The following is a 23,434-nucleotide window of genomic DNA, read 5'->3' on the forward strand; positions in this document are numbered from 1 at the left end:
GCTACGCACACTTCATGACATTTATCTGATAATTCTACGGTATAGCGCTGAATTTCAATTGACGCAAATCAGATTCCGCTCAGTGCTTCAGCAAATTTCAGCTATCGTGGCCCGATAGCGGCCTGCAGGCCGTCGCTGTCAGAGAATGCGCTCCGGCAAAAGATGACGTCTCACGGGGCGGTACTGGCTTCCAGGCGTATCAGATAGGTCATCGCCGTATCGCGGTGCGTTGAACACATCTCAAATGAGGCTTTAAGCCCGCCGCAAACGGCTGGCCGCAGATCTGAACCAAAGATCTTACATAAATTATCATCCGATAACTGTACGCACCTGACGTTGGCGGGCTTGCCCCCGGGCATACCGGGTATGGGACTGGAAATTGACGGTGCGATACAACAGGCACCACAGCCGGTACGACACTCCATCAGGCACCTTCTTTGAACAGGCAGAGGGGGAACCCGGCACAAATATGTGCGGGCAGGAGCGGCACTCTATCATTTATCCGGGCGTTCAACATCAGATGCTAAATAATTTATCTTCTTTCTCTTGCCTGCCACGCATTGCGCGAGTAACTTTGCGCGCATAATTCCCTGTATTGCTGACATAGTGAGAAAACCGATGCCGAAGGCGAATGAAATTAAACGTGGCATGGCCCTGAGCTGGAACGGAAAACTGCTGCTGGTAAAAGATATTGATGTGCAGAGCCCCAGTGCCCGGGGTGCCGCGACGCTGTATAAAATGCGTTTTACTGACATCCGCACCGGACTGAAGGTAGAAGAACGCTTTAAAGGTGATGATATCCTCGACACTATCTCGCTCAGCCGCCGCGCCGTCAGTTTTTCTTACATTGACGGTGAAGAATACGTCTTTATGGATGATGAGGATTACACCCCTTATCACTTCAACCAGAAACAGATTGAGGAAGAGTTACTGTTCATTCCTGAAGGCGGTATTCCGGGGATGCATGTCCTGACCATGGACGGGCAGATTCTGGCTCTGGAATTACCCCAGACCGTCGATATGGAAATTACCGATACTTCCCCCGGTATTAAAGGGGCCTCTGCCAGCGCCCGCACCAAGCCGGCCGGCATGAGTACCGGGCTGGTCGTTCAGGTGCCTGAGTATCTGAGCAACGGGGATAAAATCCGCATCCATATCCCTGAGCGTCGCTATATGGGCCGCGCAGATTAATACCCCAGGACGGCCGCATCGGTCGTCCGGACTCCCTTGCCGGGATGCCTTCCCCGGCAACCGCCCCGTATGACATCCGCATCAGCCTTGCTGCCCCGCAGCCATGACCGGCATCTCCGGCGTATCGTTCTCCCTGATATTATCACCGGTAGCCTGGCATTTTCTGCTCACTCCCGGGAGGCCGCTCCCTTTTGTTCCCTGCGGGTAACGCGTCCACTCCCCGACACACCCCGCATCGCGGATAACCGGACTCTGCCTGCGGCCGCTCTTTCAGGCCCCGCCGCTGGCGGATATTGGGTATCGTTCCTGAAAAGACGCCGCCACAGCTGGTTACTTTATCACGTGATTTGTCAAATTTACTTACTTAATAATCTGTATAATAAGCGCGTTTTTTCACACGTTCCTGGCAGGAAGAAGAGTGGATAACCGGCCGGTCACAGACCTTCATTAAGGAAGGTTGAACGTTCGTTTATATTTATATAGTACCCTACACCGTTATTAAAAAATTGAGTTTATAAAATGCGCCTTTCACGTCTGATCACTATCCTGTTGCTGAATGCCCTGGGCATCGCACTCTTTTTTTCGTGGTATCTGCCGGAACATCACGGTTTCTGGTTCGGCCTCGATAAAACCATTTTCTTTGGCTTCAATAACCAGATGGTGACGCATCACGCGTTCGCTATCTTTGTTGCCATCACCAACTTCCGGGGCTTTGACCTGGTTTCCCTGATAGCGATGGGACTGCTCTACTATTCCTACTGGCGAAAGAGTGATGCGGCGGGTCATCATCGTATGCTGGCTATCGGTGTGACCATGCTGATCAGTGCGGTCGTGCTGAATCAGTTAGGTCATCGTATCCCGGTGGTTCATAGCAGCCCGACGCTGTTCTTCCATAATGCTCACCGTGCAGGCGAACTGACCGGTATCCCGACAAAAGATGCGTCGGGGGACAGCTTCCCGGGAGATCACGGGATGATGCTGATGATTTTCGCCTGTTTTATGTGGCGTTATTTTGGTGGTCGCGCCTTTATTAAGGCGCTGATTATCTTCTTCGTCTTTGCGATGCCTCGTGTGATGGCGGGTGCACACTGGTTTACCGATATCGCTGTCGGCTCACTGTCTGTCGTTCTGGTCGGGATGAGCTGGTGGCTGTTAACCCCGGGCAGCGACATGCTGGTGAACTACCTGGATAAAAAGCTGCCCCGCAGGAAAAAATAACGTTAAGCCCCTCCGGGCCTGCCGTCGGTGTGACTGCACTGACGGCTTTTGAATCTGTCTCCCCATCGCAGTGTTGACCTGTTTCGCCTCGTTATTGTCCCTGTCTTATCTTCGGATCCTGTGACCGCCGGGGCCTGAGCGCGCCCTTTTGACATCAGGTTCTGTTCACCCCGGGGTGATACCGGCGCAGAAGCCACCGTTCCCGCGGACGGCATAGCCTGAAAGCCGGGTCGCTCTGCCAGACGGACGCAGATACAACACCAGGTTCTGCGGGTGATACCCATCATGTCACATCCACATTGTCACACCGATGCCCCTGCCTCCACCGGCGGGCATTTCCCGAACGACGGCGACTTCTTCGGAGCATAGTCTGGTCTTAAGTGATATTAATGTGGCAGTCAGGCAGTCAGGCAGTGAAGGTCATAAGCCCCTCACAAGCAAGGATAAAAAAAGGCGCCTGAGAAGGCGCCTTATGTTTAATCAGTTCTGATTAACGTCGGTAATACTCAGTCAGCCAGTTCTTCATGATCTTTAATTTCCGGGACTGGCAGACTGGTGGCTACGCCCCAGTAGTAGCAGACCAGTGCTGCGACGGCAGCCAGAATCATATCGGTCGGTGAACCAATCGCATTGATTCCGCCAAACGTTCCCAGGTAAGAGATAGCCAGAATCAGTACGTAGTAAACCAGTAACCACCAGCTGCATTTCAGGTCACGGGCAGAAGTCGCTGTCTTTTTCGCAAAGATGGCATAACCCAGCCAGGCCAGAATAAAGACCGGGATCAGCAGTTCATTAACAGACCAGCCACTCCAGTAGATCAGCAGTGTACTTGCAACAAAGGCTAACGGACTTAGCACCGATGCCAGTGGCAGACGGAATGGACGCGCCATACCCGGCAGGTGACGACGGAAGGCCCCCAGCGTAACCGGACCAGGCATATAGGTGAAGACGGTGGCGGAAGTCACCGCACCAATCAGCCCGCCCCAGACCTGGAATTCAGAAGGTAATGTCCAGGCAATTGACAGGATCAGCGATAACCACAGCGCACCGCGCGGTACACCGGACTTAGGATCCACCTCACCAAAGATTTTGAATAAATGTCCGTTACGTGCCCAGGCAAACAGAACACGGCTGGCACCAGCCAGATAGATATTCCCGGTACCGGCGGGTGAAATGACCGCATCGACCAGAATCAGGTTAATCAGCCAGGTAATACCCAGACTACGTGCCAGGTCCGCATACGGTGACTGGAAGATCTGTTTCAGTCCATCCCAGCCATGCGCCGTCAGCGCTTCTGAAGGAACTGCGCCCATAAAGGCATACTGCAGCGCAATGTAAATAACAAAGCTTACGGCAATCGCAATCATGATGGACAACGGAACATTGCGCTGAGGGTTTTTCGCCTCACTGGCAAAGTCGACCGCCTGACGAAAACCGAGGTAGGCAAACACAATGCCCGCGCCGGTCAGGGAAGTGAAGATACCGTGTGCCCCGCCCGGTGGCGGTGGTGGCACATCCAGGTTAGCGCCGTGGTAATACATAAACAGCGTAACAATGGTCAGTAACGGCACCACAAACTTGAACGTGGTGATCAGGGTATTCACCCGGCCAAAGACACTGACACTCCAGTAGTTCAGCAGGAAAAAGCCAACCAGCAACAGGATCTGGATCAGAAAACCCGCGGCTGTCGGACTGCCATCCGTATGGCTGAGCCCCGGCCACCAGTATTGTGCATACTGACGCACGGCCTCAACCTCAACCCCGGCAGTACTGGTATAAGCCAGCAGCGAGCTGACACCGATGACAAATCCCACGACGTTACCGTGAGAAAAGTTAGGATAACGAACAAATCCCCCCGCACGCGGAATCGCTGCTGAGAGTTCAGCGAACACTAAACCTATCATTAATACAATGATAGCGCCCAGGATCCATGCCCAACCGGTCTGGGCACCGGCGTAGCCGGAGCTGGTTAATGCGGCATAAAGCCAGCCGGACCCGATCATCGAGCCTATTCCTAACAGGCTGAGATCAACCAGCCCTAGTTTCTGTTTAAATGCACCCTTTGCCATAAAGACCTCATCATGTTGTGCTGCGACTGAAACTTCGTCATATCGTCTTAGTTTTTATTTCCTTACCTCTCAGATAAGCATTTTGCGTGCCAGAAATACAAACTGCCTGCAGATAAGATAAATCCGGGTTATTTCCTGCTGCTGCGGGGTCTCGCACCCGCCTGTTCACTTACCTGAGCCACAGGCCGGATGCCAACGCTGATAATCTGAAGATGATGCACTGTTTTAGCGCAGTCAGCCGGTCATTGCACCCGAACGGGGCAAAGCTATCATCAGGCCTAGCCACTAAAGAGATCAGTAACACGCCGGGACCAGTAATGACGGGCTCTGGCAGCAGAGTTTGCAGAAAATCCGGTGACCCACATCTCGTCAGGATCGGCAGAATTCCCGCCGGATATCGGGGTTCAGATGCGTCAGTACCCGGAGGAAAGACGCAGATTCTCAGGGAGGGATAAGGATTTTTCATCCTGAAACAGATTTCACGGATTACGGGTAAAATGGTAAGCAATTTTATTGAATTAATCTAAATCAAAAATTTCCCTAAAAGCTCTCGCCAGTTGGCATTTTATACGGTAATCTGCCTTTATATCGGCATATGTTCTGATACAAGCGCTAACGTATTATCTGTTCACTGCATTTTATCCGCGTGTTCTTATAATCGGCGTCTTTCAGCGTACCCGTCCGGTTATTCTCTTTATTTCTTGTTATCTGGCTAGCGGCAATTTGTCGTAAGGACTTTGAAGGGAACTACGTATAATGGTCAAATCTCAACCTACCCTGAGATATATCTGGCGGGTCGTGCCCGCAATTGCTTTAGCAACATTACTTTCGGCCTGTAGCACCACCCCCGCACAAACCACTGCCCGGGTAGAGAAGCATGAAGTTAACAACCATAATGGTTTTTTACTTCAGGCGTCTCAGGCTGAATTTGAACAGATGGTTAAGAACGTGGACATCAAGTCACGGATTATGGATCAGTATGCTGACTGGAAAGGTGTACGTTACCGGATGGGCGGTGATACCAAACGGGGTATCGATTGTTCCGCTTTCGTTCAGCGAACGTTTCGCGAGCAGTTTGGCCTGGATTTACCGCGTTCGACCTCTGAACAGCAGGATGCAGGATTAAAGGTCTCACGTAACAAATTGCGTCCCGGTGATCTTGTACTGTTCCACTCTGGCTCGACCGGTCGTCATGTGGGGATCTATCTGGGCAATAATAATTTTGTTCATGCATCCACCAGCAGCGGCGTAATGATTTCAAGTCTTAATGACAGTTACTGGAAAAATCGCTATCGCGAAGCACGTCGGGTTTTAACTAACGTCAACAGTTAATGTCATCAGGCCTTTAAAGTCTTTAGCCAGACAATAAAAAAAACGCTGCCCCCGGGCAGCGTTTTTTTATGCTGATATTTCACCGCTATGGGTTTCAAAACACACTCTTTCCCGGCAGGCAACGACCGCCCGCAGACCGGCCCGGTACCGGGGCATGCCCGGCCTGAGGCTGCGGAATTTTATTTTGCCGCCCGGGCCAGACGCTGGCTGCGGGAGGCGTAACGAAACAGTAAGACAGAAAGTGTGGCGCAGGCAGCAATCATACCGGCCATCGGCCAGGCCGTGTTAAAACTGAACAGTGATAATAACGCCCCCGTCAGTGCGCCAATGCCGAAGCGTAACGTGCCCGCCAGTGAAGAGACCGTCCCGGCAATATGCGGAAACTCATCCAGAATCACCGCCATGCCATTGGAGGAGACCATCGACACACAACCAATAAAGACAGCTATACTCAGCACCAGAGGATACAATCCCCATCCTAATGCACAGACCAGCAACAACGCGACACCCGCCACGAACTGTATCATCAGCGCCATACGAAACAGGAACAACGGCCCTGTTTTGCGCACCAGTCGGGTATTAATCAAGGTCATCGTGAACAGAAAGACGATATTCAACGAAAAATAATAGCCGAAATGCTGCGGCGAAATATGAAAAAGCCGGATATAAATAAACGGCCCGGCATTCAGAAACGCAAATAAACCGGCAAACGAGAATCCGCTGGCCATCATCAGCGCAAATACCGTTTTATTACGGAACAGAATAATAAAGTTGTTCAGGATAGTGCGCAGGTGCAGAGGCTGACGTTTTGTGACAGGCAACGATTCTTTCACAAAAAACGTCACCAGCAGAAACCCCGCAAGCGCTGCCACCGCCAGGGTCCAGAACACGGATTGCCAGTCGCCGGCGAGCAGCAACCAGCCCCCGAAAATCGGTGCCAGCAGCGGCGCCAGGGTGGTGATCAGCATCATTATCGACATCATGCGTGAGAACTCAGCGCTGGCATAGGAATCGCGGATGATAGCATTGATGACCACCCCGGCAGACGCTGCGGCCAGGCCATGAACCAGCCGCATCCAGATAAGGTGGTCAATACTCCCGGAGAGCGCACAGCCGGCCGCCGCTGCAATAAAGATCCCAATCCCCGGCAACAATACCGCCTTCCGCCCCAGGCTATCGGACAGCGGGCCATAAAAGAGCTGGCCGACAGCAAACCCCAGAATATAGATGTTCAGCGTCATCTGAACCTTACCGCTGGATACCATAAACTCGCTGGCAATTTGAGGCATGGCCGGCAGATACATGTCGATAGACAGTGGCATCAGCATTGCCAGCAAGCCCAGGATAACGATAAGCCTCAATTTTTTTTCTCCGGGTGACAGGCTATTTACGGCGCGCTGCTTTTTGTTGCAACTCGACAGGCAGACCGACACTGTCGATTTCCTCGCGGGTCAGTTCACGGTATTCGCCAGGCTCCAGGGTCTCATCCAGCACAATATCGCCGATCTGCTGACGATGGAGGGCCACAACATGGTTACCCACGGCGGCAAACATCCGTTTGACCTGATGGTAGCGCCCTTCACTGATGGTCAGCAGCACTTCGGTCGGGGTGATCACCTCCAGCACGGCAGGTTTTGTCGCCTCGTCATCCCCGCGCAGTGCCACACCTTTGGCGAACTGTTCGGCGACCTGCTCATCCAGCGGAGAGTCCAGCGTGACATGATAGGTTTTTTCGCAATGATGGCGTGGCGACGTGATGCGGTGTGACCATTGTCCGTCATCGGTCAGCAGCACCAGTCCGGTAGTATCAATATCCAGGCGCCCTGCGGAATGAAGTTTCCAGGCCATCGGTTCTTCGAGGAAGTATAAAATCGTCGGGTATTCTTCATCCTCCGTCGCACACACATATCCCTGCGGCTTATTCAGCATAAAATAGCGTGGGCCGGTGATCTGTTGCAACCGGTTACCTTCGTAGGCAACCTCATGCTCCGCAGACACCTTGAAGGCGCTGTCTTTCACTATCTCACCATCGACGGTGACTTTCTGAGCACGAATTTCACGGGATGCAATGGCCCGGCTAATTTCCAGTTGTTGAGAGATGAATTTATCAAGTCGCATGAATTTCTTTTTGCCTGTAGCAGCGAAGGGTAAATACAATGACGCTAACCGTCATCTTCAGCCGGTCAGTATAGCGTGATCTGTACTGCACTGTCAGTGATGGCATGCGATCCCTTAAGTCAGTCCCGGAAAAGTGACGTTTTATGTCTTTTACGCTACGCCCTTATCAGCAGGAAGCGGTGGATGCCACCATCAGTTACTTCCGTCAGCATCAGCAACCGGCCGTCATTGTTCTGCCTACCGGGGCCGGTAAAAGCCTGGTGATTGCCGAACTGGCCCGCAAAGCGCGGGGCCGGGTACTGGTTCTGGCCCATGTGAAAGAACTGGTCGCTCAGAACCATGCAAAATATGAAGCGCTGGGGCTCAGCGCAGATATTTTTTCTGCCGGTTTACAGCAAAAGCAGAGCCACCGTAAAGTGGTATTCGGTAGCGTGCAATCCGTGGCCCGCAACCTGGAGGCCTTTGACGACGCGTTTTCACTGATTATCGTCGACGAATGTCACCGGATTGCCGACGACAAAGAGAGCCAGTATCAGACCATATTTACTTATCTGCGCCAGCGACGCCCGGAACTCCGGCTGCTGGGGCTGACGGCAACCCCCTTCAGGTTAGGGAAAGGCTGGATCTATCATCTGCACTATCACGGTATGGTCCGCGGCGACGCGGATGCGCTGTTCTATGAATGTATCTATGAACTGCCACTGCGCTATATGATTAAAAATGGTTATCTGACCGAACCTCAGCGGATCGATATGCCGGTGGTCCACTATGATTTCTCTGCCCTGTTTGCCTCACAGCAGGGGCTGTTCAGCGAGCGGGATCTGAATGATCAGCTCAGCAAACAACGGCGTGTGACACCGGAAATCATCCGCCAGGTGATTGAACTTTCAGAAGGCCGGCACGGCGTGATGATTTTTGCGGCCACCGTCATGCATGCCCGGGAAATTCTTGGTCTGCTGCCTCCGGAGAGTGCGCTGATCAGCGGTGAAACGCCTGCACGCCAGCGGGACGAAATCCTGGCCACGTTTAAGCTACAGAAAATTAAATATTTGGTGAATGTCTCTGTGCTGACGACCGGATTCGATGCGCCGCACGTGGATGTTATCGCTATCCTGCGCCCTACCGAATCCGTCAGCCTGTATCAGCAGATTGTCGGCCGGGGGCTGCGTCTGTCCCCCGGTAAAACGGATTGTCTGATCCTCGACTATGCCGGTAACCCTCATGACCTGTTCAGTCCGGAAATCGGTACGCCGAAAGGGGCCAGTGATAATAAGCCGGTGCAGGTTTTCTGTCCGGCCTGCGGGTTTGCCAATACGTTCTGGGGAAAAACCACCGCCGACGGTACTATCACCGAGCATTTTGGCCGGCGTTGCCAGGGGATTATTGACTTCCCGGACGCCCCCCGTGAGCAATGTGATTTCCGGTTCCGCTTTAAATCCTGCCCACAGTGTAATGCGGAAAATGATATCGCGGCCCGTGTCTGTCATCAGTGTCAGTGCATTCTCACCGACCCCGACGATATGCTGAAGGCCGCACTAAAACTGAAAGATGCCCTGGTGTTACGTTGTGCAGGAATGACTCTGCAACCGGGTAAAGACAGCCGGGGTGAAAGCCTGAAGATCACCTATTACGATGAAGAAGCCACGGAAGTCAGCGAACTTTTCCGGCTGCAGACGCCGGGACAGCGTCATATTTTTGAGACGCTGTTTTTAAGGCAACATCATAAGGCCCCGGCCACACCGCTTCACTGGCAAACGGCGACGGATCTGGCGGCACTGAGTGAGCATTTCCGTTATCCGGACTTTATTGTCGCCCGCAAAAAAGGTCATTTCTGGCAGATACGGCATAAGGTCTTTGATTACCAGGGGCGTTTCCGTAAAGCTCACCAGTTGCGGTGAAGCGCCCGGCGGGTGATTTTATTTGCCCGGCGTCAGTGAAGCCGTTATAATGCCGCGCGCTTTTACATCCGGTAAGAGTGCTTATGAATAACCTTCTGTTGCTGGGTCGCCTGTAACAGAATTACCAAGAGAAATAAGAATGTTCACTATCAAAGCAGAAGAACGTAAAGTGCAGGGTAAGGGTGCGAGCCGCCGCCTGCGTGCAGCTAAAAAATTCCCGGCTATCATCTATGGCGGAAATGAAGCAGCTGTTTCTATCGAACTGGACCACGATTCTTTAATCAACATGCAGGCTAACCCGGAGTTTTACTCTGCGGTTCTGACCCTGGTTGTTGACGGTAAAGAAACTAACGTTAAAGTTCAGGCCGTACAGCGTCACCCGTTCAAACCAAAAATTCAGCACATCGACTTCGTTCGTGCTTAATCGCTGAATTGGTTTAAAAAAAACGCCGCTTAATGCGGCGTTTTTTTATGCAGTCCGGCTACGATTTACTGCTGGTCCGGCGCTGCAACTGATCCCGCAGATTAGGGGGGGTACCTTTAATGGTTAAGGTATCTGTCGCCGGGTCCCAAAAAATACGTTCACCCAGTAACATCGCATCAAAGTTCAGGGTCAGCCCGCCACCGCTGCCGGAAAATTTGGTCAGCTGACGCAGGGTACTGCGATCCGCCGGGAAGCTCTCTTCCAGCGAATACTCCTGCTCACTGGTAAAGTCACTGAAACTCTTCTCACCCACTTCCGGTAATTCACCAGACAGTTCACGCACCGTGATCTCCTCACCGGCCTGCAACTGCTGGTTACAGTAGGTATAGACCTGCTGACGATACTCCTGCCGCTCTTTTTTATCGAGACTGGCCTCATCGCAGTAATCATCGACCGCCTGTAACAGGCTGCGGTTCTGGGCTTTGGTATCCAGACCGACACTGGCCCCGAGAAAGTCCATAAAGAAATCGGCCACTTTGCGCCCTACCCGACCGCGCAGGAAGGTCAGATACCGCAGCGACTCCGGTTGTGTTTCCCATTCGGTAAGATCAATCCGTGCCACAATATCAGCGTGGTTGATATCCAGATAATGGGTGGTGCTGATATCCAGACTTTCATTCACCCGCATACTGGCCTGGCTATTCAGCACAGAGATCAGCAGATATTCGGTAGCGAGGTAGCGATAGCGGGCAAATAACACCACTCCGCCTTCCGCGAACGGGTATTTCGCCAGCTCATCCCGCAGACGGCCGGTGGCGGCACGACTGAAGGCTAAAAAATCCTGTTCACCGCGACGGCACTGGCGCAGGGCGTCGGCCAGTTCACTTTCCTGGTTGAATAATCCATAGGCCTTATTTTTGGCACTGTAGACCCGATGTAACTCTTCCAGCATCTCTTCGACAGCTTCGCTGGCCGTCAGCAAAGAGTCACGTAACACCAGCTCCAGCTGATCTTCATCACGTTTGATTAACTGATGGACGACAATCTGGTCAATATCCAGACTCATGGCAGACTCCCCTTCTTATGCAGATGCGTATTCAACCATTGCCCCGAACGTCTTTCAATCTTATTTCCTGCCGGAGCCCCACTGAAGCCGGGAATTATTCAGAATATTCAAAATCTCAGCCGCCCGCAGATGAAAAACGGTGCAAGATCAGCCACAATAGGCTACAACAGTCATTAACAAAACAGCCGCTATCCTGAGGCTAAACAGACAATAAAATTGCAGAAAAAAAGTCATGTTTGCAGTAGAATAGTCGCCTTTTACGACTTAGCTAACTGATAATATGCCACAATCATCCCGATATAGTGACGAGCGTGTTGAACATTTGCTCGCTGAACTTGTTGAAGTACTCGAAAAAGATCATGCACCTACTGACCTTTCCCTGATGGTATTGGGCAATATGGTGACGAATCTGATTAACGCCAGCGTTGCGCCTGCGCAACGTCATACTCTGGCACGTTCCTTCGCTGAAGCATTGCAGGCTTCTGTCCGCGAAGACCATGCACATTGATGATGTGATCTGAACCCTATGGTAAACAGCCAGCAGAGCTACAGGGAAAAAGTGTCCCGGATGATAAGCTGGGGGCACTGGTTCGCCCTGTTTAATATTTTTTTCGCGCTCATCCTGGGCAGCCGTTATCTGCTGGTGACTGACTGGCCAGCCTCGCTGGCGGGCAGAATTTATGCTTACTGTAGCTGGATCGGTCATTTCAGCTTCCTGGTCTTTGCCGCCTATCTGCTGGTGATCTTCCCGCTGACCTTCGTTGTGATGTCACAACGATTGCTCAGGGTGATCTCCTCAATTCTCGCCACCAGCGGTTTGACCCTGCTGTTAATGGATAGCGAGGTTTTTGATCGTTTCCATCTGCATCTGAATCCTGTGGTCTGGGATTTGATGGTCAATCCGCAACAGAGCGACATGTCACGTGACTGGCAACTGATGTTTATTTCAGTGCCGGTCATTTTCCTGGTGGAAATGCTGTTTGCCACCTGGAGCTGGCAGAAACTGCGCAGCCTCAACCGCCGACGTTTTGGTAAGCCACTGGCCGTGCTGTTTATCGTGGCATTTTTATCCAGCCATCTGCTCTATATCTGGGCAGATGCCAATTTTTACCGGCCAATCACCATGCAGAAAGCGAACCTGCCGTTATCCTATCCGATGACTGCACGGCGTTTTCTTGAAAAACATGGTCTGCTGGACCCGCAGGAATATCAGCGACGTCTTATTCAGCAGGGAGACCCGGATGCGGTTTCCGTGGCCTATCCGCTCAGTGATATCAATTTCAGTCAGAGCGGCAGCCACTATAATCTGATGCTGATCACCCTTAATGGGGCGGATGCCTCTCATCTGGCGACCAGCTTCCCGGCACTCAGCCAGTTTGCCGACAACAATATACAGTTTACGCAACACTTCAGCTCCGGCAGTAACAGTGAGAGCGGGTTGTTTGGTCTGTTTTATGGCATTTCGGCCAGTTATATGAATGGTATTCTGGCGGCCAGGATGCCTTCTGCCCTGCTGAGTACCCTGAATAATCAGGGCTATCAGTTTGGCTTGTTCTCGTCAGAGGGGTTCAGTCAGCCGCTGTACCGGCAGGCGTTACTGGCAGACTACTCTCTGCCAGCAGCAACCTCTCAAAACGACGGACAGACGGTCGATCAGTGGCAGGCCTGGTTGCAGAAACAACAGAATACTTCAGCACCGTGGTTCTCATGGGTGTCACTGGATGGGATTAATGCCAGTGGTAACTCGGTGGCCGCCCGTGAGAAAAATTACGCTCAGAGTAGTGGCAATGCTGATAAGCAAATAACCCGTATCCTCGCACAATTACAGCAGAATGATTTGCTGAAAAACACCGTGGTTATCATTACTGCCGGGCAGGGGATCAGCTTCAATAATGCCGGTGAGAATGACGGTAATCGTGGTTTATTGCAGGTGCCGTTAGTCATTCACTGGCCTTCGGCTCCGTCGCAACGTATCGGGCAGCTGACCGAGCAACAGGATGTGATGACGACCCTGATGCAACGTCTGTTGCATGTGTCGACCCCGGCGGAAGATTATTCTCAGGGCGAAGACCTGTTCAGTCCGCAGCGTCAGCACCACTGGGTTACCAGTACTAATGATGCCGGCCGGCTGATCATCACTACCCCGCAGATGACTCTGGTGCTGAATAATGATGGTAATTACACCACTTATGACGCCGCCGGAAAACGTCTGCGCAAGCAGCGTCCGGAACTTGGATTGCTGTTGCAGGTACTGACGGAAGAAAAACGCTTCATCGCAAACTGATTATTAATGAGACAGTTAGCGCTTACGGATGTTGCTATTTTTAAAATTATCCGTAGTATATTGCCACAGAGTCCGGCACGTAGCGCAGCCTGGTAGCGCACTGTCATGGGGTGTCAGGGGTCGGAGGTTCAAATCCTCTCGTGCCGACCAAAAATCCCTAAAAAAAGCAGCCTGTTATGGCTGCTTTTTTTATGCCTGTGATTTCCAGATGGTAAAAGTCTGGTAAAAGTAGCTCTCAGATGCAGGAAATGTCCGCGGGTTCAACTCCCGCCAGCTCCACCAATCATGACTGGACAGTGACAGGACAACGCGAGAGAAATCAAGCAACTGAGCACTGTACCCGGACACTGACCAGACAGTAACGGGACATGAAAGGATACGCAAAAGAGCCACGGCTCCGAGCGTAAGAAAAAGCCTAAGACTTCGGTCTGAGGTTTTTTTATGTCTGCCGAACGTGTCCACCCCTATCTTTCAAAAATCTCACCAAATATGACGGAGTAGTAGCTTACCTGATAGTACTTTACTCATTTTTTTTGAAGGAAATTCACTTTAGTATACCACTAAAAACTTGTCGATGTCAGATACGTAATTTATTGAACGATCTTAAATGTTACATAGCTTTGATAACTTTTTTAAAATCAATATAGAGGCAATTTTATGTATATCGTCAAAAGTTGTAATAAAGAACATAACCTTAAAACGACTAACTCTATTAGGATAGGTACGCTTTTTGGATTCAGGGAGCTAGAAAGCCTGGAACTAAGAGATGAGCTAGAAGGAACTTTTGATTTTCGAATTGATATTAAAAAATCAGAGATCCCTATTGAAGTTTTTCTCTATTTGTATAACGGTGTCTTTTCAAGTGGAGCTCCATACTACCCGTACAACTGCTTAACTATCCCTCAGAATAAAAATAGTGCGGAAGGAGTAATGCAAGGGGGCAATGTTCAATTTATTAACGGATATGTTACTGTCGAAGATTCATCTATAAAGATGAGGAGCCTTTATCACAACTGCTTCGTTTTTTGTACTTCATTAATCAGTAGCCTACCAACAAAACCGAAGTTTGATGGTTACGATGACTTTTGGTATTTCAAGCTTAAAGATGCTGATAAATTCCTAAAAAAAACACAGGAAGAAATAAAAAAAGTAATAATTGAAAAAAAATTAATCATCGCTGATGGAGAGTTTAACCATGACTTATTAACAATAAAATCTTCATTCAATGAAATTGAATACACACCAAGATATATATTTAGTAATAATATAAATTATAAATCTTTAAGCTCCGTGATAAAAAGCCTTGAAAATATAGTATACACAAAGCCTTTAAATTTTAAAAACGATGAGGAGTTCAGGTTTGTATTTGAAATTTACTATGACAATAAACCTGCAATCATACGTAATGAACCAATTGATATAGAACTTGGAAAAGATTTCGTAGGAGATCTTCTGTTTTAGAAAGTAGTCGAATTATAACAACCTATAATGGGGTGTCAGGGGTCGGAAGTTCAAATCCTCTCGTGCCGACCAAAAATCCCTAAAAAAAGCAGCCTGTTATGGCTGCTTTTTTTATGCCGGTGCGTTAACACCGGAAACCTTCAGCGTATGGACTGGAGTATCGCGCGTATCACATCTGTGCCGGCAGTACGCGCGATATCTGCACGTATTCTTATTCCCGCGAGGCGTCCGGATCCTCTTTGCGGTTACCCGAATAGATAAACAACAGCGCAATGCCCAGGCAAAGGAGCGCCCCCAGTCGGTTCAGGGTGAAATGAATCGTCGGGTTATGCAGCCAGCCAAAGTTATCGATCATGATACTCATCAGCAACTGACCAAAAATGACGGCGACCGTCGCCAGCGCTGAACCGATGCGCCTCAGTGCCAGTACCATAATCACAATATAAGGGACCCCGAACATCGCCCCGGTCAGTTGCCATTTGGGGACATCCATCAGTGTGAGGCTATGGTGCGGTTCAAAAAACAAGATCAATAATGCCGTGATCAGTGCGCCGACCGAAAAGGTAAGAAATGCGGTTTTAAATACCCCGATCTGACTGCCCAGTTGTCCATTGATAGCCGCCTGGATGCTCAGCATCGCCCCGCCGGTAACGGCCAGCAGCATCATCAGTATTGTCATCATCGGTGTTTATCCTCTAGCCATCAGTATCAGTGCCGCAATAATAAAAAGCAGCGCAATAACCCGCTTATGATTGATTTTCCGGCGTGGTGTCCCGAATAAACCGTAATGGTCGATCACCAGACTCTGAAAGATCTGCCCTGCCAGAATACCCACCATGGTGACGGCTATCCCGATGACCGGCGTGACGACGGTCATAATAATGACGTAAGCCGCCCCCAGTATTCCGCCGGTCAGCTGCTCCGGTGGCTGTGCAAAAAGAGACGGGCTATTGCGCGGGCTGCAAAAAAGCATCAGTAAGAAGGTCAGTGCTGTACCCACCCCGAATATACTCAGCGTGGCCGGCAGTTCCCCGACCTCTTCCCCCAGAGGACCGATTAATCCGGCTTCCGTCGATAGCCCCATCCCCGCGGCAATCACCAGTAAAAGAAATAATAATCTCATGAGACCCCTGTCTTATGTGTTTTAGAGAGACAGGCCGCAGGTTACCGCAGGCCGTTAGTGAGAAAAATGCTATAGTGAGATAAACACCTGTGCAGGATATGCATTAATGAATCATCCCGACGACATCAGTCTGCGTGCGTTCAAGTTATTTATTGAAGTCTGCGAGGCTCTGAACTTCTCTGAGGTCGCCCGACGGCACGGTATTTCTCCTTCTCAGGTGTCGCGCATCATCCATCAGTTAGAAGACAGTCTGGGGCAGCAACTTTTTTACCGTAATACCCGTGCCATTATCCCGACCGAAAACGGCCGCCTGTTTGCTGAATCGGTCCGACAGACCTTGCAGCAACTGGAGGATGCACGACGGCTCATGGAGGAAAGGACACGCGAGCCTTCAGGACTGGTCCGTATTAATGCGCCTGTCTTTTTCGGTCAGCGTCATATCGCCCCGGGGCTTGCCGGTCTGTCAGCCCTGTATCCGCGACTGAAGATTGAGCTTGTTCTGACCGATGATTATATTGACCCGCACCGGGACGCCGCCGATGTTATTTTTCGCATCGGAACCCTCTCTGATTCTTCGTGCCATGTCCGTATTTTCGGCACTCAACGCTTTCATCTGGCAGCCTCTCCGGAATACTTACGCAATCACCCCTTGCCGCAATCTCCGGAAGACCTGACTGACCATCACTGCCTGCTCTATCGGGGTTCCTCCGGCCCTAACCGCTGGTTATTTCGTCGCCCGGAGGAGGAATGGGTCCATTTTCCGGTATCGCCGTTACTCACCTCTAACAATGCAGAAACCCTGCTGATATCCGCATTACAGGGAATGGGCATTGTGCTATTTCCGGACTGGCTGATAGGTGACAAGTTGCAGACCGGTGAACTGAAAGCGTTGCTGCCAGGTTTTACCGCCTCGATCGCCACCGAGCCTCAGTCTATTGCCGCCATTTACCCGGGATCCCGTCACCCTCCGCTAAATATCCGGGCCGTGATTGACTATTACCTGGCATTATTCGGTACCCCCCTGTACTGGCAGATCCCGGGATGACCCGCTACCTTCGCCGCACGATGCCATGGTTCCCTTCCCGCGATGCGGCGTGCTGTCATCGCCCTTCTCCTTGATCCTTATCGGGGCGATGAAAGCACGGTTTCAGCCGTTTTCCCTCTTTCGGGTATCCCCGGCAGCTGCGTCCCCCTTCTGAAACCGGCTGGTGACCTATTGCAAAAGCCGAAGAGAAATTGTCTGACCTGCCGGCCAATATCGCCGATAAATAGTCTGCGCCACAGATAAATGCACCACGTTATCAATGACTCTAATACGGGTACTCTGTTGTATGGCCGGCGGGGCTTATCCGGGTGGGTATTAGAATTCGCGTCGGGATCAGAGGTTAAAGGTCTGGGTCTGGGTCAGGGTCTGGGTCAGGGTCAGGGTCAGGGAGAATATAGCGTCGGTGGGCTGAGACCGGAACATATTTTCATTACCAGTCTCTGTTTTCCGGTAACCGGGAGTATCACCGCAAGTTCAGCAGTTAATTCCGCTGAATAAGTGTCAACCCGGATTATCGGCGTCACAGGATGGCAGAGGAGAAAAACTCTTTGTTTGATCTGTGAACCAGAGGGTTTATTACAGAGGTAATAAAATTATATTTTATACCTGAAAATTAACAGGATAGATCCTGTTAATAGGATTTTTTCTGGATGACGAATATTTCAGACAAAAATCCAGTAGTCATCCTTAACCGGAATAAGACAGACTATGAATTGCACTCAGAATAACCACCCCGACACTGAAAAAGGTAACTCATTGAAGTTTAGTTAATATCATAACCGGCAAGCTGAGTTTCGCGGTTAAACTCTGCACAGCTTATCGGTTAACATTATCTAAAATATTTATGCTGCCACGGATCATGGATATGAATAAGTTACAGACAGAACAGCTTCTGCGGAACGAAGGCTTTACCGGAAAAGAAATACTCATGCTACGCCGGCATGCAGAAAAAGAGGGAAATCCCTATTGCTGGTTATTATCTCAGCTTAAGATAAGATTTATTATTTCAATGGTGATTATCCTGATGTCTGTTGCGGGACTGATCTATAGTTTCTGCTATAACAATCAGCAAAACACCATTCTCAGTTCCATAGCCTTTCTGTTTTTCTTTGGAATTCTGTATGTTTTTATCCCGTTAAAACCAGCCTGTAAAGCATACCGGTTTATGAAAAAACATGGTCGCTCATTATAATAAATATGGTCTGTTATGATTTTCCCGCCTTCAGCAGAAACGTCATCACAGAGTGCCTTCCCGTGGAAGTCTGCTGGCGCCCTGTATCACCTTTATTCCGGCAAGACGCGTTACCCGCCATCCGTTTTGACCTGCCGCCGCCTGACAGATGCTGGTCTGCTTAATACCCGGAGTAAACAGAGAATACAGGGCCTCATTGCAGAGACCCTGTAAAGCAGCCCTGACCGGGCTATGCCTGCCTGTCACCCGTCACCTTGCAGAAACGGTCAGGCGGTTAACTTAGCTGAAGAGTTGTGAACCAATATAGTCACCTTCAGGGGGGGCCGGCGGGACGAAAAAGATACCGGACCCGATATGTGAGATATATTCATTCAGGGCATCCGCCGCCCCGAGGCGGGTCTGCAGTGCTTCAAAGCTGGCAGGGTCTTTTTGATAGCTGATAAACAACAGTCCGGCATCCAGCATGCCCAGTTTATTAATACCGTCAGTGTAGTTATATGAACGGCGCAGGATGCGGATACCCTGATTATTCTCGTGGGCCGCCAGACTGATATGTGAGGTTACCGGGATCACCGGCGCACCCTCACTGTCCTTTTGATGAAAGTCCGGCGTATCGAACTCCTTTTCACCGCTCAGGGGGGCACCGGAGACCTTATGGCGGCCAAACACGGCATTCTGATCACTGACACGATCCGTGTCCCAGTTTTCAATATGCATTTTAATTTTGCGTACCACCTGATAGGTTCCCTGCTGCTGCCAGGCCGGTCCGCCGTCGTTGATCCAGACAAATTTCTTAAAATCTGTCGGTTCGGTCAGGTTACGGGTACCATCTTTAAAGCCAAACAGGTTTCGGGGAGTGCTCTGATTTTTGCCTGCGGAGGCACGACCAAACCCCAGTACCGACCAGCGTGTCGCGGCCGCCCCTGTATCTTTCGCTATCCTGGCCAGGTTACGGATGGCGTGATAAGCCACCTGAGGATCATCCGCACAGGCCTGCAATGACAGATCGCCTCCGGTAAACGCCGATTGCAGGTTATCACTCGGCAACTGCACCAGCTCGCGCATCAGCGCGGGCTTTTTGTCTGCCAGTCCGTAAGTCTCCGTGAAAATCCCCGGTCCCAACCCGACGGTAACGGTCAGTGACGCCGGCCCCAGATCCAGGGCTTCACCGGTATCCATTCCGATACCGCTGTTCCGGACAGGCTCTACCTGACCAATGATTTCCCCTGCCATCATCTGCGCGATAGCTGCTGACCAGCGGGCCAGCAGGATCTGCAGGTCCCGCGGGTTCTGACTGGTCATATCAAACGTCATATACATCACATGACGCTGAGGTGTGGTGGTCACCCCCGCCTGTCCGCCCTTACCATAAAACGCATGTTGCCGCGAAAGATCGACCTGATCTTCAGGTTCGGCTTTCGCAACCGTCGCATTGTGTGCCGTAGCCAGGCCAGGCATGGCCAGCGCACCGGCCACCGCCCCTTTTAACAGATGACGGCGGGAGACATTCGTCTTGTCGCGCTCCGTATTCTGTTTATCTTTCATCACTCACGCGCCTCCGGCTGTGGCAACTTTTTCCGCAATTTTAGACAGCGGTTCCTGCAATGCCTGCACTGCTTTACTCAGTCTGGCCGCATCTGCCGCCTTCACTTCCGCGGTATAGTAACGGTATCCGCCGGCAATTTTACCATCGCGATAGCTGTCCAGCAGTTTGTTCACGTTAGTAAATTGCGCTTCTACCCTGCGGGTCAGATCAGGGTCAATTTTATTCAGTCCTGGTTTCAGGAATTCAAACGCCTGTTGTGCGCCTTCGACGTTACCGGCAAAGTCCACCAGATCAATGTGACTGAAGGCTTCTTCTTCACCGCTGATTTTGTTGCTCTGAACTTCTTCCAGCAGATCGGCGGCCCCGTTAGCCAGATCTTCCGGTTTATAGGTCAGCCCTTTGGTGAGGCTATCCAGCCGGGTGACGTTCTGCTGCAGTTCTGCCGCCAGTTTTTTGGTGTTATCGGTGATTTTACCCTCGCCGAACAGATCACGTTCAATGGCGTGGAAACCGTGCCAGCCCACCTTAGGATCCTGGTTAGAAGCGCGCATATCGATCAGATAATCGAGGTTACCGGCGTTGTCCGTCGCTTTAAAGCCTGGCAGGACAAACCCACTGACATCCGATTCAATACGTTCATAGAACGGGCGTGCTTTGGCATACTGCGCTTTCGCTTTTTCCAGATCACCGGCATCAATATCGGCTTTCAGCTGATTCACCGCCACTACCATCGCATCCACCACGCCGTTCACGTAGGTCGCATAGCCATCCGTCCCCTGCTTCAGCAGGTCAGCCGTGCTGCCGGTCGCTTTCGCCGCACTTTTACCGGTGACGGTAAAATTGATCAGTTCCTGTTTTGCGCCAGGGCAATAAATCTGATATTTACCGCCATCCAGCGTCAGGGTGAATTTACCGGCCGGCAGTCCCGGCGCCAGGTTCTCTTTTTCACCGAGAATGCGATTATCACTCAGCAGTTCAAGTTCAGTAATGGCGGTCGCTGTCTTGTTAACCACCGTAAACGTGACCGGGCCTGCTTTAGCGCTGGTATGGTCGACCACACAGGTGCCGCCTTCCGCACCGGTTAATGTGATATTGACCTGTGAAACGCCTTTAGCGACCGGAGCGACACCGCCCGCAGCCGTGGCTTCCAGCGAAACCAGCAACAGTGCTGAAACGACAGCCGATGCCAGAACTGACTCTTTCTTTTTAAACATGGAGTTGATCATAAAAGGCCCTTTACTTATGTTCAGAGAATGAAGGATGACCGGTATGCAGTGTGTCATTTGTCTTGCGGGCATCCGCAAGACGGCGCAATGCCAGCACAAAGGTAATAAACGCCATCAGTACCAGCATGATCGGTAGCTCGATAGCCAGAAAAAGATGACGCTGATAAGTCTGTTGTGCTTTTTGTAAGGCACTATCTACCGCGCTGTGCCAGCTTTCCGCCAGTTGCCAGTGACATCCCGTCTGCGGCATCGCTGCGCGTACCGAAAACGTCCGCGGTGATAATAAACCGCCGCCGGAGAGCGTCATCAGGGTGGTTTCCCGGGCGGTGGCACGGTAAAGCGCATCACTGACGGTTTCAGCGTCCAGTGTGCAGTTAACACGCCAGCTGACGTGATACGGGCCCGGATGTTGTGCCGGACCCAGCCCGACGGGAATACGGTTACCGGACAGTGCCAGCACCTGATCCAGCGTCAGGGTAGCTGGCAGATCAGTGACCGGCGGTTGAGTGCTGAGGCTCCACTGCTGCAATGTTACCCCCTGCTGTACCATCGTTTGCTGCTGATCCGCAGCGAGGATATAGGTTACGCGGGCCTGTTGCCCGGCATTGACCGCTAAACGGTAGCCCCCTGTCGCCTGAGGCTGCAGTGTTACCGTTCCCCCTTCCTGCAAGGGTGCGGTGGCCGGCAGCCGGATGCTGCTGTCGGGAGTACGCCAGTGCAGGACGGCGGCGGCAACCAGTAATACGCCGGTCGTGACAAAGAGCAATTTACTGAGCCGTTTTGCCCCGGGACGCAGATGACGTGGCCAGAACACCAGAACCCCCGTCAGTACGATGTAAATCCCCCACCCGCAGACCTCAAGCAGTCGTGGATCGGTCGGAATACCGAGCACCCCGGTGATTAATGCCGAGCGGACAGACCCCGGCGGGATCAGCGGGCTAAGATTAACGACACGTTGCTGACCGATATTCAGCCAGCCGGCTTCATGTCCACTGCGTAACGCACTGATAATCAGCCCTGCCGCGACGAGGATCAGAAACAACCCGGTATAACGGAAGAAACGACCAAGATTGAGTCTGACTCCGCCGATATAAATGCCCCAGCCAATCGCGACCGCGAGGATCAGCCCCAGGACCGCACCGGTCGCTGCCAGGGCTGCTGACTGTGCGACCGAGAAGGTCGCCAGCAGGAAAACACTGGTTTCGAACCCTTCTTTAAGTACGGCCAGAAAGGCCATGCCGGCGAGCGCCAGTGCACTGGATTGCCGGATAGCGTCAGCCGCTTCACTTTCCAGATGACGCTTGATCTCATGGGCATGATTGTTCATCCACATCACCATACCGGTAACAAAAAAGACCGCCACCAGACCGATTACGGCTTCCATCGCTTCCTGGCTGGCCTGCGGCAGAGCACGTTCGGTCAGGCTCAGGCCAACCCCCACCAGCAATGAGAGGGCTATCGCCAGCAGTACCCCCACCCACATGGCGTACAGGCTTTTACCGTTTTTACGTAAGAATGCGGCAATGATACCGACGATTAAGGCTGCTTCCAGCCCTTCGCGTAAGGCTATGACAAGAGTGGCTAACACCAGTGATACCCTGCCCAAATGGCATTAAATGATAATAGTAACTACTATCATTCTCATACCTGATTCAGGGTAAGTAAACATGAATTAATAATTAATTATGTAAATTTATGATACAGGCACGGTATAACCCGCGATCTCCAGCATGACCTTCTTTATCGCTGGATGGCAGAAAATTCAGATGTATTTGAGTAAATACCGGGGGGATGTATGTCAGAGCATCTTTTTGACATTAGCACTGAAAATTCCGGGGTCGCCATCGGCCGTATGATTAACTGCAGACCCGTTACCGGTCCGGTCGCTGACAGAGTAACGCTAACGCTGAAGCTGTTGAGTCGTTCGGGGAGAATGTTGTCTCATTGGCAAGGTTTGTGAGTAATAAACATCAGGGAAACATTTCAGCGTGAAGGAAGCAGACAGCGATACTTCAGCTGCGACTGCCCTGCCGTCCCGGACAGCGTCTGACGTGTTACGGTGGCTCTTCAAAGATAAGGCGATAACACTCTGTTGCCCCGACAGAGAAGAATGCGGAGTCGCCCCGCAGAAACTTCCGTTTGCCGCATCAACAGGCAGGGATAGCCCATGCTTTCACCCTGCTATTTCTATCCTTTCCTTCCGGAAATGTCGATCAATTCAACCTTTACACACTGTGCCAC

The 23,434-nt window shown here is 51.4% G+C and carries 20 protein-coding genes and 1 tRNA gene; 11 read left to right on the forward strand and 10 right to left on the reverse strand.

Annotated elements, in window-relative coordinates; genetic code table 11:
• Positions 1-170 precede the first annotated feature (170 nt).
• Positions 171-425, reverse strand: coding sequence for a YkgJ family cysteine cluster protein (locus tag JK223_RS09555; protein WP_212713957.1), 255 nt, complete (start codon positions 423-425; stop codon positions 171-173).
• A 193-nt stretch (positions 426-618) separates the two neighbouring features.
• On the opposite strand from JK223_RS09555, the gene yeiP reads away from it, so the two are divergent.
• Together yeiP and JK223_RS09565 are read left to right on the forward strand one after the other, a co-directional pair.
• Positions 619-1,191, forward strand: coding sequence for an elongation factor P-like protein YeiP (gene yeiP / locus JK223_RS09560; protein ID WP_025903383.1), 573 nt, complete (start codon positions 619-621; stop codon positions 1,189-1,191).
• Between the two features lie 519 nt (positions 1,192-1,710).
• Positions 1,711-2,409, forward strand: a complete 699-nt coding sequence (locus JK223_RS09565) for a phosphatase PAP2 family protein (RefSeq protein WP_212713958.1) — start codon at positions 1,711-1,713, stop codon at positions 2,407-2,409.
• A 506-nt stretch (positions 2,410-2,915) separates the two neighbouring features.
• On the opposite strand, the gene JK223_RS09570 is transcribed toward JK223_RS09565, so the two are convergent.
• A complete protein-coding gene (locus tag JK223_RS09570; protein ID WP_212713959.1) occupies positions 2,916-4,478 on the reverse strand; it encodes an APC family permease in 1,563 nt (520 codons plus the stop codon).
• Positions 4,479-5,234: 756 nt separating this feature from the next.
• On the opposite strand from JK223_RS09570, the gene mepS reads away from it, so the two are divergent.
• Complete coding sequence (mepS, locus tag JK223_RS09575; RefSeq protein WP_212713960.1) at positions 5,235-5,810, forward strand: bifunctional murein DD-endopeptidase/murein LD-carboxypeptidase; 576 nt, start codon at positions 5,235-5,237, stop codon at positions 5,808-5,810.
• Positions 5,811-5,989: 179 nt separating this feature from the next.
• Here mepS and JK223_RS09580 read toward each other — a convergent pair whose 3' ends face one another.
• On the reverse strand, positions 5,990-7,171 hold the full coding sequence (locus JK223_RS09580) for a Bcr/CflA family multidrug efflux MFS transporter (RefSeq protein ID WP_212713961.1): 1,182 nt from the start codon (positions 7,169-7,171) through the stop codon (positions 5,990-5,992).
• A gap of 22 nt (positions 7,172-7,193) precedes the next feature.
• A complete protein-coding gene (rsuA, locus tag JK223_RS09585) occupies positions 7,194-7,928 on the reverse strand; it encodes a 16S rRNA pseudouridine(516) synthase RsuA (protein WP_212713962.1) in 735 nt (244 codons plus the stop codon).
• Between the two features lie 143 nt (positions 7,929-8,071).
• Here rsuA and JK223_RS09590 point away from each other — a divergent pair, with 143 nt between their 5' ends.
• On the forward strand, positions 8,072-9,826 hold the full coding sequence (locus JK223_RS09590; RefSeq protein ID WP_212713963.1) for a DEAD/DEAH box helicase: 1,755 nt from the start codon (positions 8,072-8,074) through the stop codon (positions 9,824-9,826).
• Between the two features lie 139 nt (positions 9,827-9,965).
• Positions 9,966-10,250, forward strand: a complete 285-nt coding sequence (gene rplY / locus JK223_RS09595; protein WP_212713964.1) for a 50S ribosomal protein L25 — start codon at positions 9,966-9,968, stop codon at positions 10,248-10,250.
• 58 nt (positions 10,251-10,308) lie between these two features.
• On the opposite strand, the gene yejK is transcribed toward rplY, so the two are convergent.
• Positions 10,309-11,316 carry a nucleoid-associated protein YejK gene (gene yejK / locus JK223_RS09600; protein WP_212713965.1) on the reverse strand — a complete coding sequence of 336 codons (1,008 nt, stop codon included), beginning with the start codon at positions 11,314-11,316 and terminating at the stop codon, positions 10,309-10,311.
• Positions 11,317-11,596: 280 nt separating this feature from the next.
• Between yejK and JK223_RS09605 the strand changes: the two genes are divergently transcribed.
• The 4 genes from JK223_RS09605 (at position 11,597) to JK223_RS09620 (ending at position 15,061) form a co-directional block, all read left to right on the forward strand.
• Complete coding sequence (locus JK223_RS09605; protein WP_212713966.1) at positions 11,597-11,824, forward strand: YejL family protein; 228 nt, start codon at positions 11,597-11,599, stop codon at positions 11,822-11,824.
• A gap of 18 nt (positions 11,825-11,842) precedes the next feature.
• Positions 11,843-13,600: an LPS biosynthesis-modulating metalloenzyme YejM gene (yejM, locus tag JK223_RS09610; protein WP_212713967.1), complete on the forward strand. Its 1,758-nt coding sequence runs from the start codon at positions 11,843-11,845 to the stop codon at positions 13,598-13,600.
• A gap of 73 nt (positions 13,601-13,673) precedes the next feature.
• Positions 13,674-13,750: transfer RNA gene (locus JK223_RS09615), tRNA-Pro, on the forward strand.
• 507 nt (positions 13,751-14,257) lie between these two features.
• A complete protein-coding gene (locus JK223_RS09620; protein WP_212713968.1) occupies positions 14,258-15,061 on the forward strand; it encodes a hypothetical protein in 804 nt (267 codons plus the stop codon).
• A gap of 211 nt (positions 15,062-15,272) precedes the next feature.
• On the opposite strand, the gene JK223_RS09625 is transcribed toward JK223_RS09620, so the two are convergent.
• Both JK223_RS09625 and JK223_RS09630 read right to left on the reverse strand, forming a co-directional pair.
• Positions 15,273-15,740 (reverse strand): DMT family transporter, encoded by a 468-nt coding sequence (locus JK223_RS09625; RefSeq protein WP_212714050.1) that lies wholly within the window; start codon positions 15,738-15,740, stop codon positions 15,273-15,275.
• A gap of 9 nt (positions 15,741-15,749) precedes the next feature.
• Complete coding sequence (locus tag JK223_RS09630; protein WP_212713969.1) at positions 15,750-16,184, reverse strand: DMT family transporter; 435 nt, start codon at positions 16,182-16,184, stop codon at positions 15,750-15,752.
• Positions 16,185-16,290: 106 nt separating this feature from the next.
• Here JK223_RS09630 and JK223_RS09635 point away from each other — a divergent pair, with 106 nt between their 5' ends.
• The gene (locus JK223_RS09635) at positions 16,291-17,229 is read left to right on the forward strand and encodes a LysR family transcriptional regulator (protein ID WP_212713970.1); all 939 of its coding nucleotides are present in this window, start codon (positions 16,291-16,293) and stop codon (positions 17,227-17,229) included.
• A gap of 865 nt (positions 17,230-18,094) precedes the next feature.
• Positions 18,095-18,421 (forward strand): hypothetical protein, encoded by a 327-nt coding sequence (locus tag JK223_RS09640; protein ID WP_212713971.1) that lies wholly within the window; start codon positions 18,095-18,097, stop codon positions 18,419-18,421.
• Between the two features lie 279 nt (positions 18,422-18,700).
• On the opposite strand, the gene efeB is transcribed toward JK223_RS09640, so the two are convergent.
• Genes efeB through efeU form a run of 3 tightly spaced genes read right to left on the reverse strand, consistent with a single transcriptional unit; the run spans position 18,701 to position 22,781 of the window.
• Complete coding sequence (gene efeB, locus JK223_RS09645; protein ID WP_212713972.1) at positions 18,701-19,966, reverse strand: iron uptake transporter deferrochelatase/peroxidase subunit; 1,266 nt, start codon at positions 19,964-19,966, stop codon at positions 18,701-18,703.
• Between the two features lie 3 nt (positions 19,967-19,969).
• Entirely contained in the window at positions 19,970-21,193 is a 1,224-nt protein-coding gene (gene efeO / locus JK223_RS09650) for an iron uptake system protein EfeO (protein ID WP_212713973.1), read from the reverse strand.
• A gap of 10 nt (positions 21,194-21,203) precedes the next feature.
• Complete coding sequence (efeU, locus tag JK223_RS09655) at positions 21,204-22,781, reverse strand: iron uptake transporter permease EfeU (protein WP_212713974.1); 1,578 nt, start codon at positions 22,779-22,781, stop codon at positions 21,204-21,206.
• Positions 22,782-23,434 lie beyond the last annotated feature (653 nt).

Origin of the sequence: Tatumella sp. JGM118 (assembly GCF_018257515.1) — a bacterium.
Taxonomy (GTDB): domain Bacteria; phylum Pseudomonadota; class Gammaproteobacteria; order Enterobacterales; family Enterobacteriaceae; genus Tatumella; species Tatumella terrea.

Excerpts from the sequence above, each read along its gene's own strand:
- JK223_RS09555 (WP_212713957.1), bottom strand. The coding sequence starts at position 425 with ATGGAGTGTCGTACCGGCTGTGGTGCCTGTTGTATCGCACCGTCAATT.
- yeiP (WP_025903383.1), top strand. The coding sequence starts at position 619 with ATGCCGAAGGCGAATGAAATTAAACGTGGCATGGCCCTGAGCTGGAAC.
- JK223_RS09565 (WP_212713958.1), top strand. The coding sequence starts at position 1,711 with ATGCGCCTTTCACGTCTGATCACTATCCTGTTGCTGAATGCCCTGGGC.
- JK223_RS09570 (WP_212713959.1), bottom strand. The coding sequence starts at position 4,478 with ATGGCAAAGGGTGCATTTAAACAGAAACTAGGGCTGGTTGATCTCAGC.
- mepS (WP_212713960.1), top strand. The coding sequence starts at position 5,235 with ATGGTCAAATCTCAACCTACCCTGAGATATATCTGGCGGGTCGTGCCC.
- rsuA (WP_212713962.1), bottom strand. The coding sequence starts at position 7,928 with ATGCGACTTGATAAATTCATCTCTCAACAACTGGAAATTAGCCGGGCC.
- JK223_RS09590 (WP_212713963.1), top strand. The coding sequence starts at position 8,072 with ATGTCTTTTACGCTACGCCCTTATCAGCAGGAAGCGGTGGATGCCACC.
- rplY (WP_212713964.1), top strand. The coding sequence starts at position 9,966 with ATGTTCACTATCAAAGCAGAAGAACGTAAAGTGCAGGGTAAGGGTGCG.
- yejK (WP_212713965.1), bottom strand. The coding sequence starts at position 11,316 with ATGAGTCTGGATATTGACCAGATTGTCGTCCATCAGTTAATCAAACGT.
- JK223_RS09605 (WP_212713966.1), top strand. The coding sequence starts at position 11,597 with ATGCCACAATCATCCCGATATAGTGACGAGCGTGTTGAACATTTGCTC.
- yejM (WP_212713967.1), top strand. The coding sequence starts at position 11,843 with ATGGTAAACAGCCAGCAGAGCTACAGGGAAAAAGTGTCCCGGATGATA.
- JK223_RS09620 (WP_212713968.1), top strand. The coding sequence starts at position 14,258 with ATGTATATCGTCAAAAGTTGTAATAAAGAACATAACCTTAAAACGACT.
- JK223_RS09625 (WP_212714050.1), bottom strand. The coding sequence starts at position 15,740 with ATGACAATACTGATGATGCTGCTGGCCGTTACCGGCGGGGCGATGCTG.
- JK223_RS09630 (WP_212713969.1), bottom strand. The coding sequence starts at position 16,184 with ATGAGATTATTATTTCTTTTACTGGTGATTGCCGCGGGGATGGGGCTA.
- JK223_RS09635 (WP_212713970.1), top strand. The coding sequence starts at position 16,291 with ATGAATCATCCCGACGACATCAGTCTGCGTGCGTTCAAGTTATTTATT.
- JK223_RS09640 (WP_212713971.1), top strand. The coding sequence starts at position 18,095 with ATGAATAAGTTACAGACAGAACAGCTTCTGCGGAACGAAGGCTTTACC.
- efeB (WP_212713972.1), bottom strand. The coding sequence starts at position 19,966 with ATGAAAGATAAACAGAATACGGAGCGCGACAAGACGAATGTCTCCCGC.
- efeO (WP_212713973.1), bottom strand. The coding sequence starts at position 21,193 with ATGATCAACTCCATGTTTAAAAAGAAAGAGTCAGTTCTGGCATCGGCT.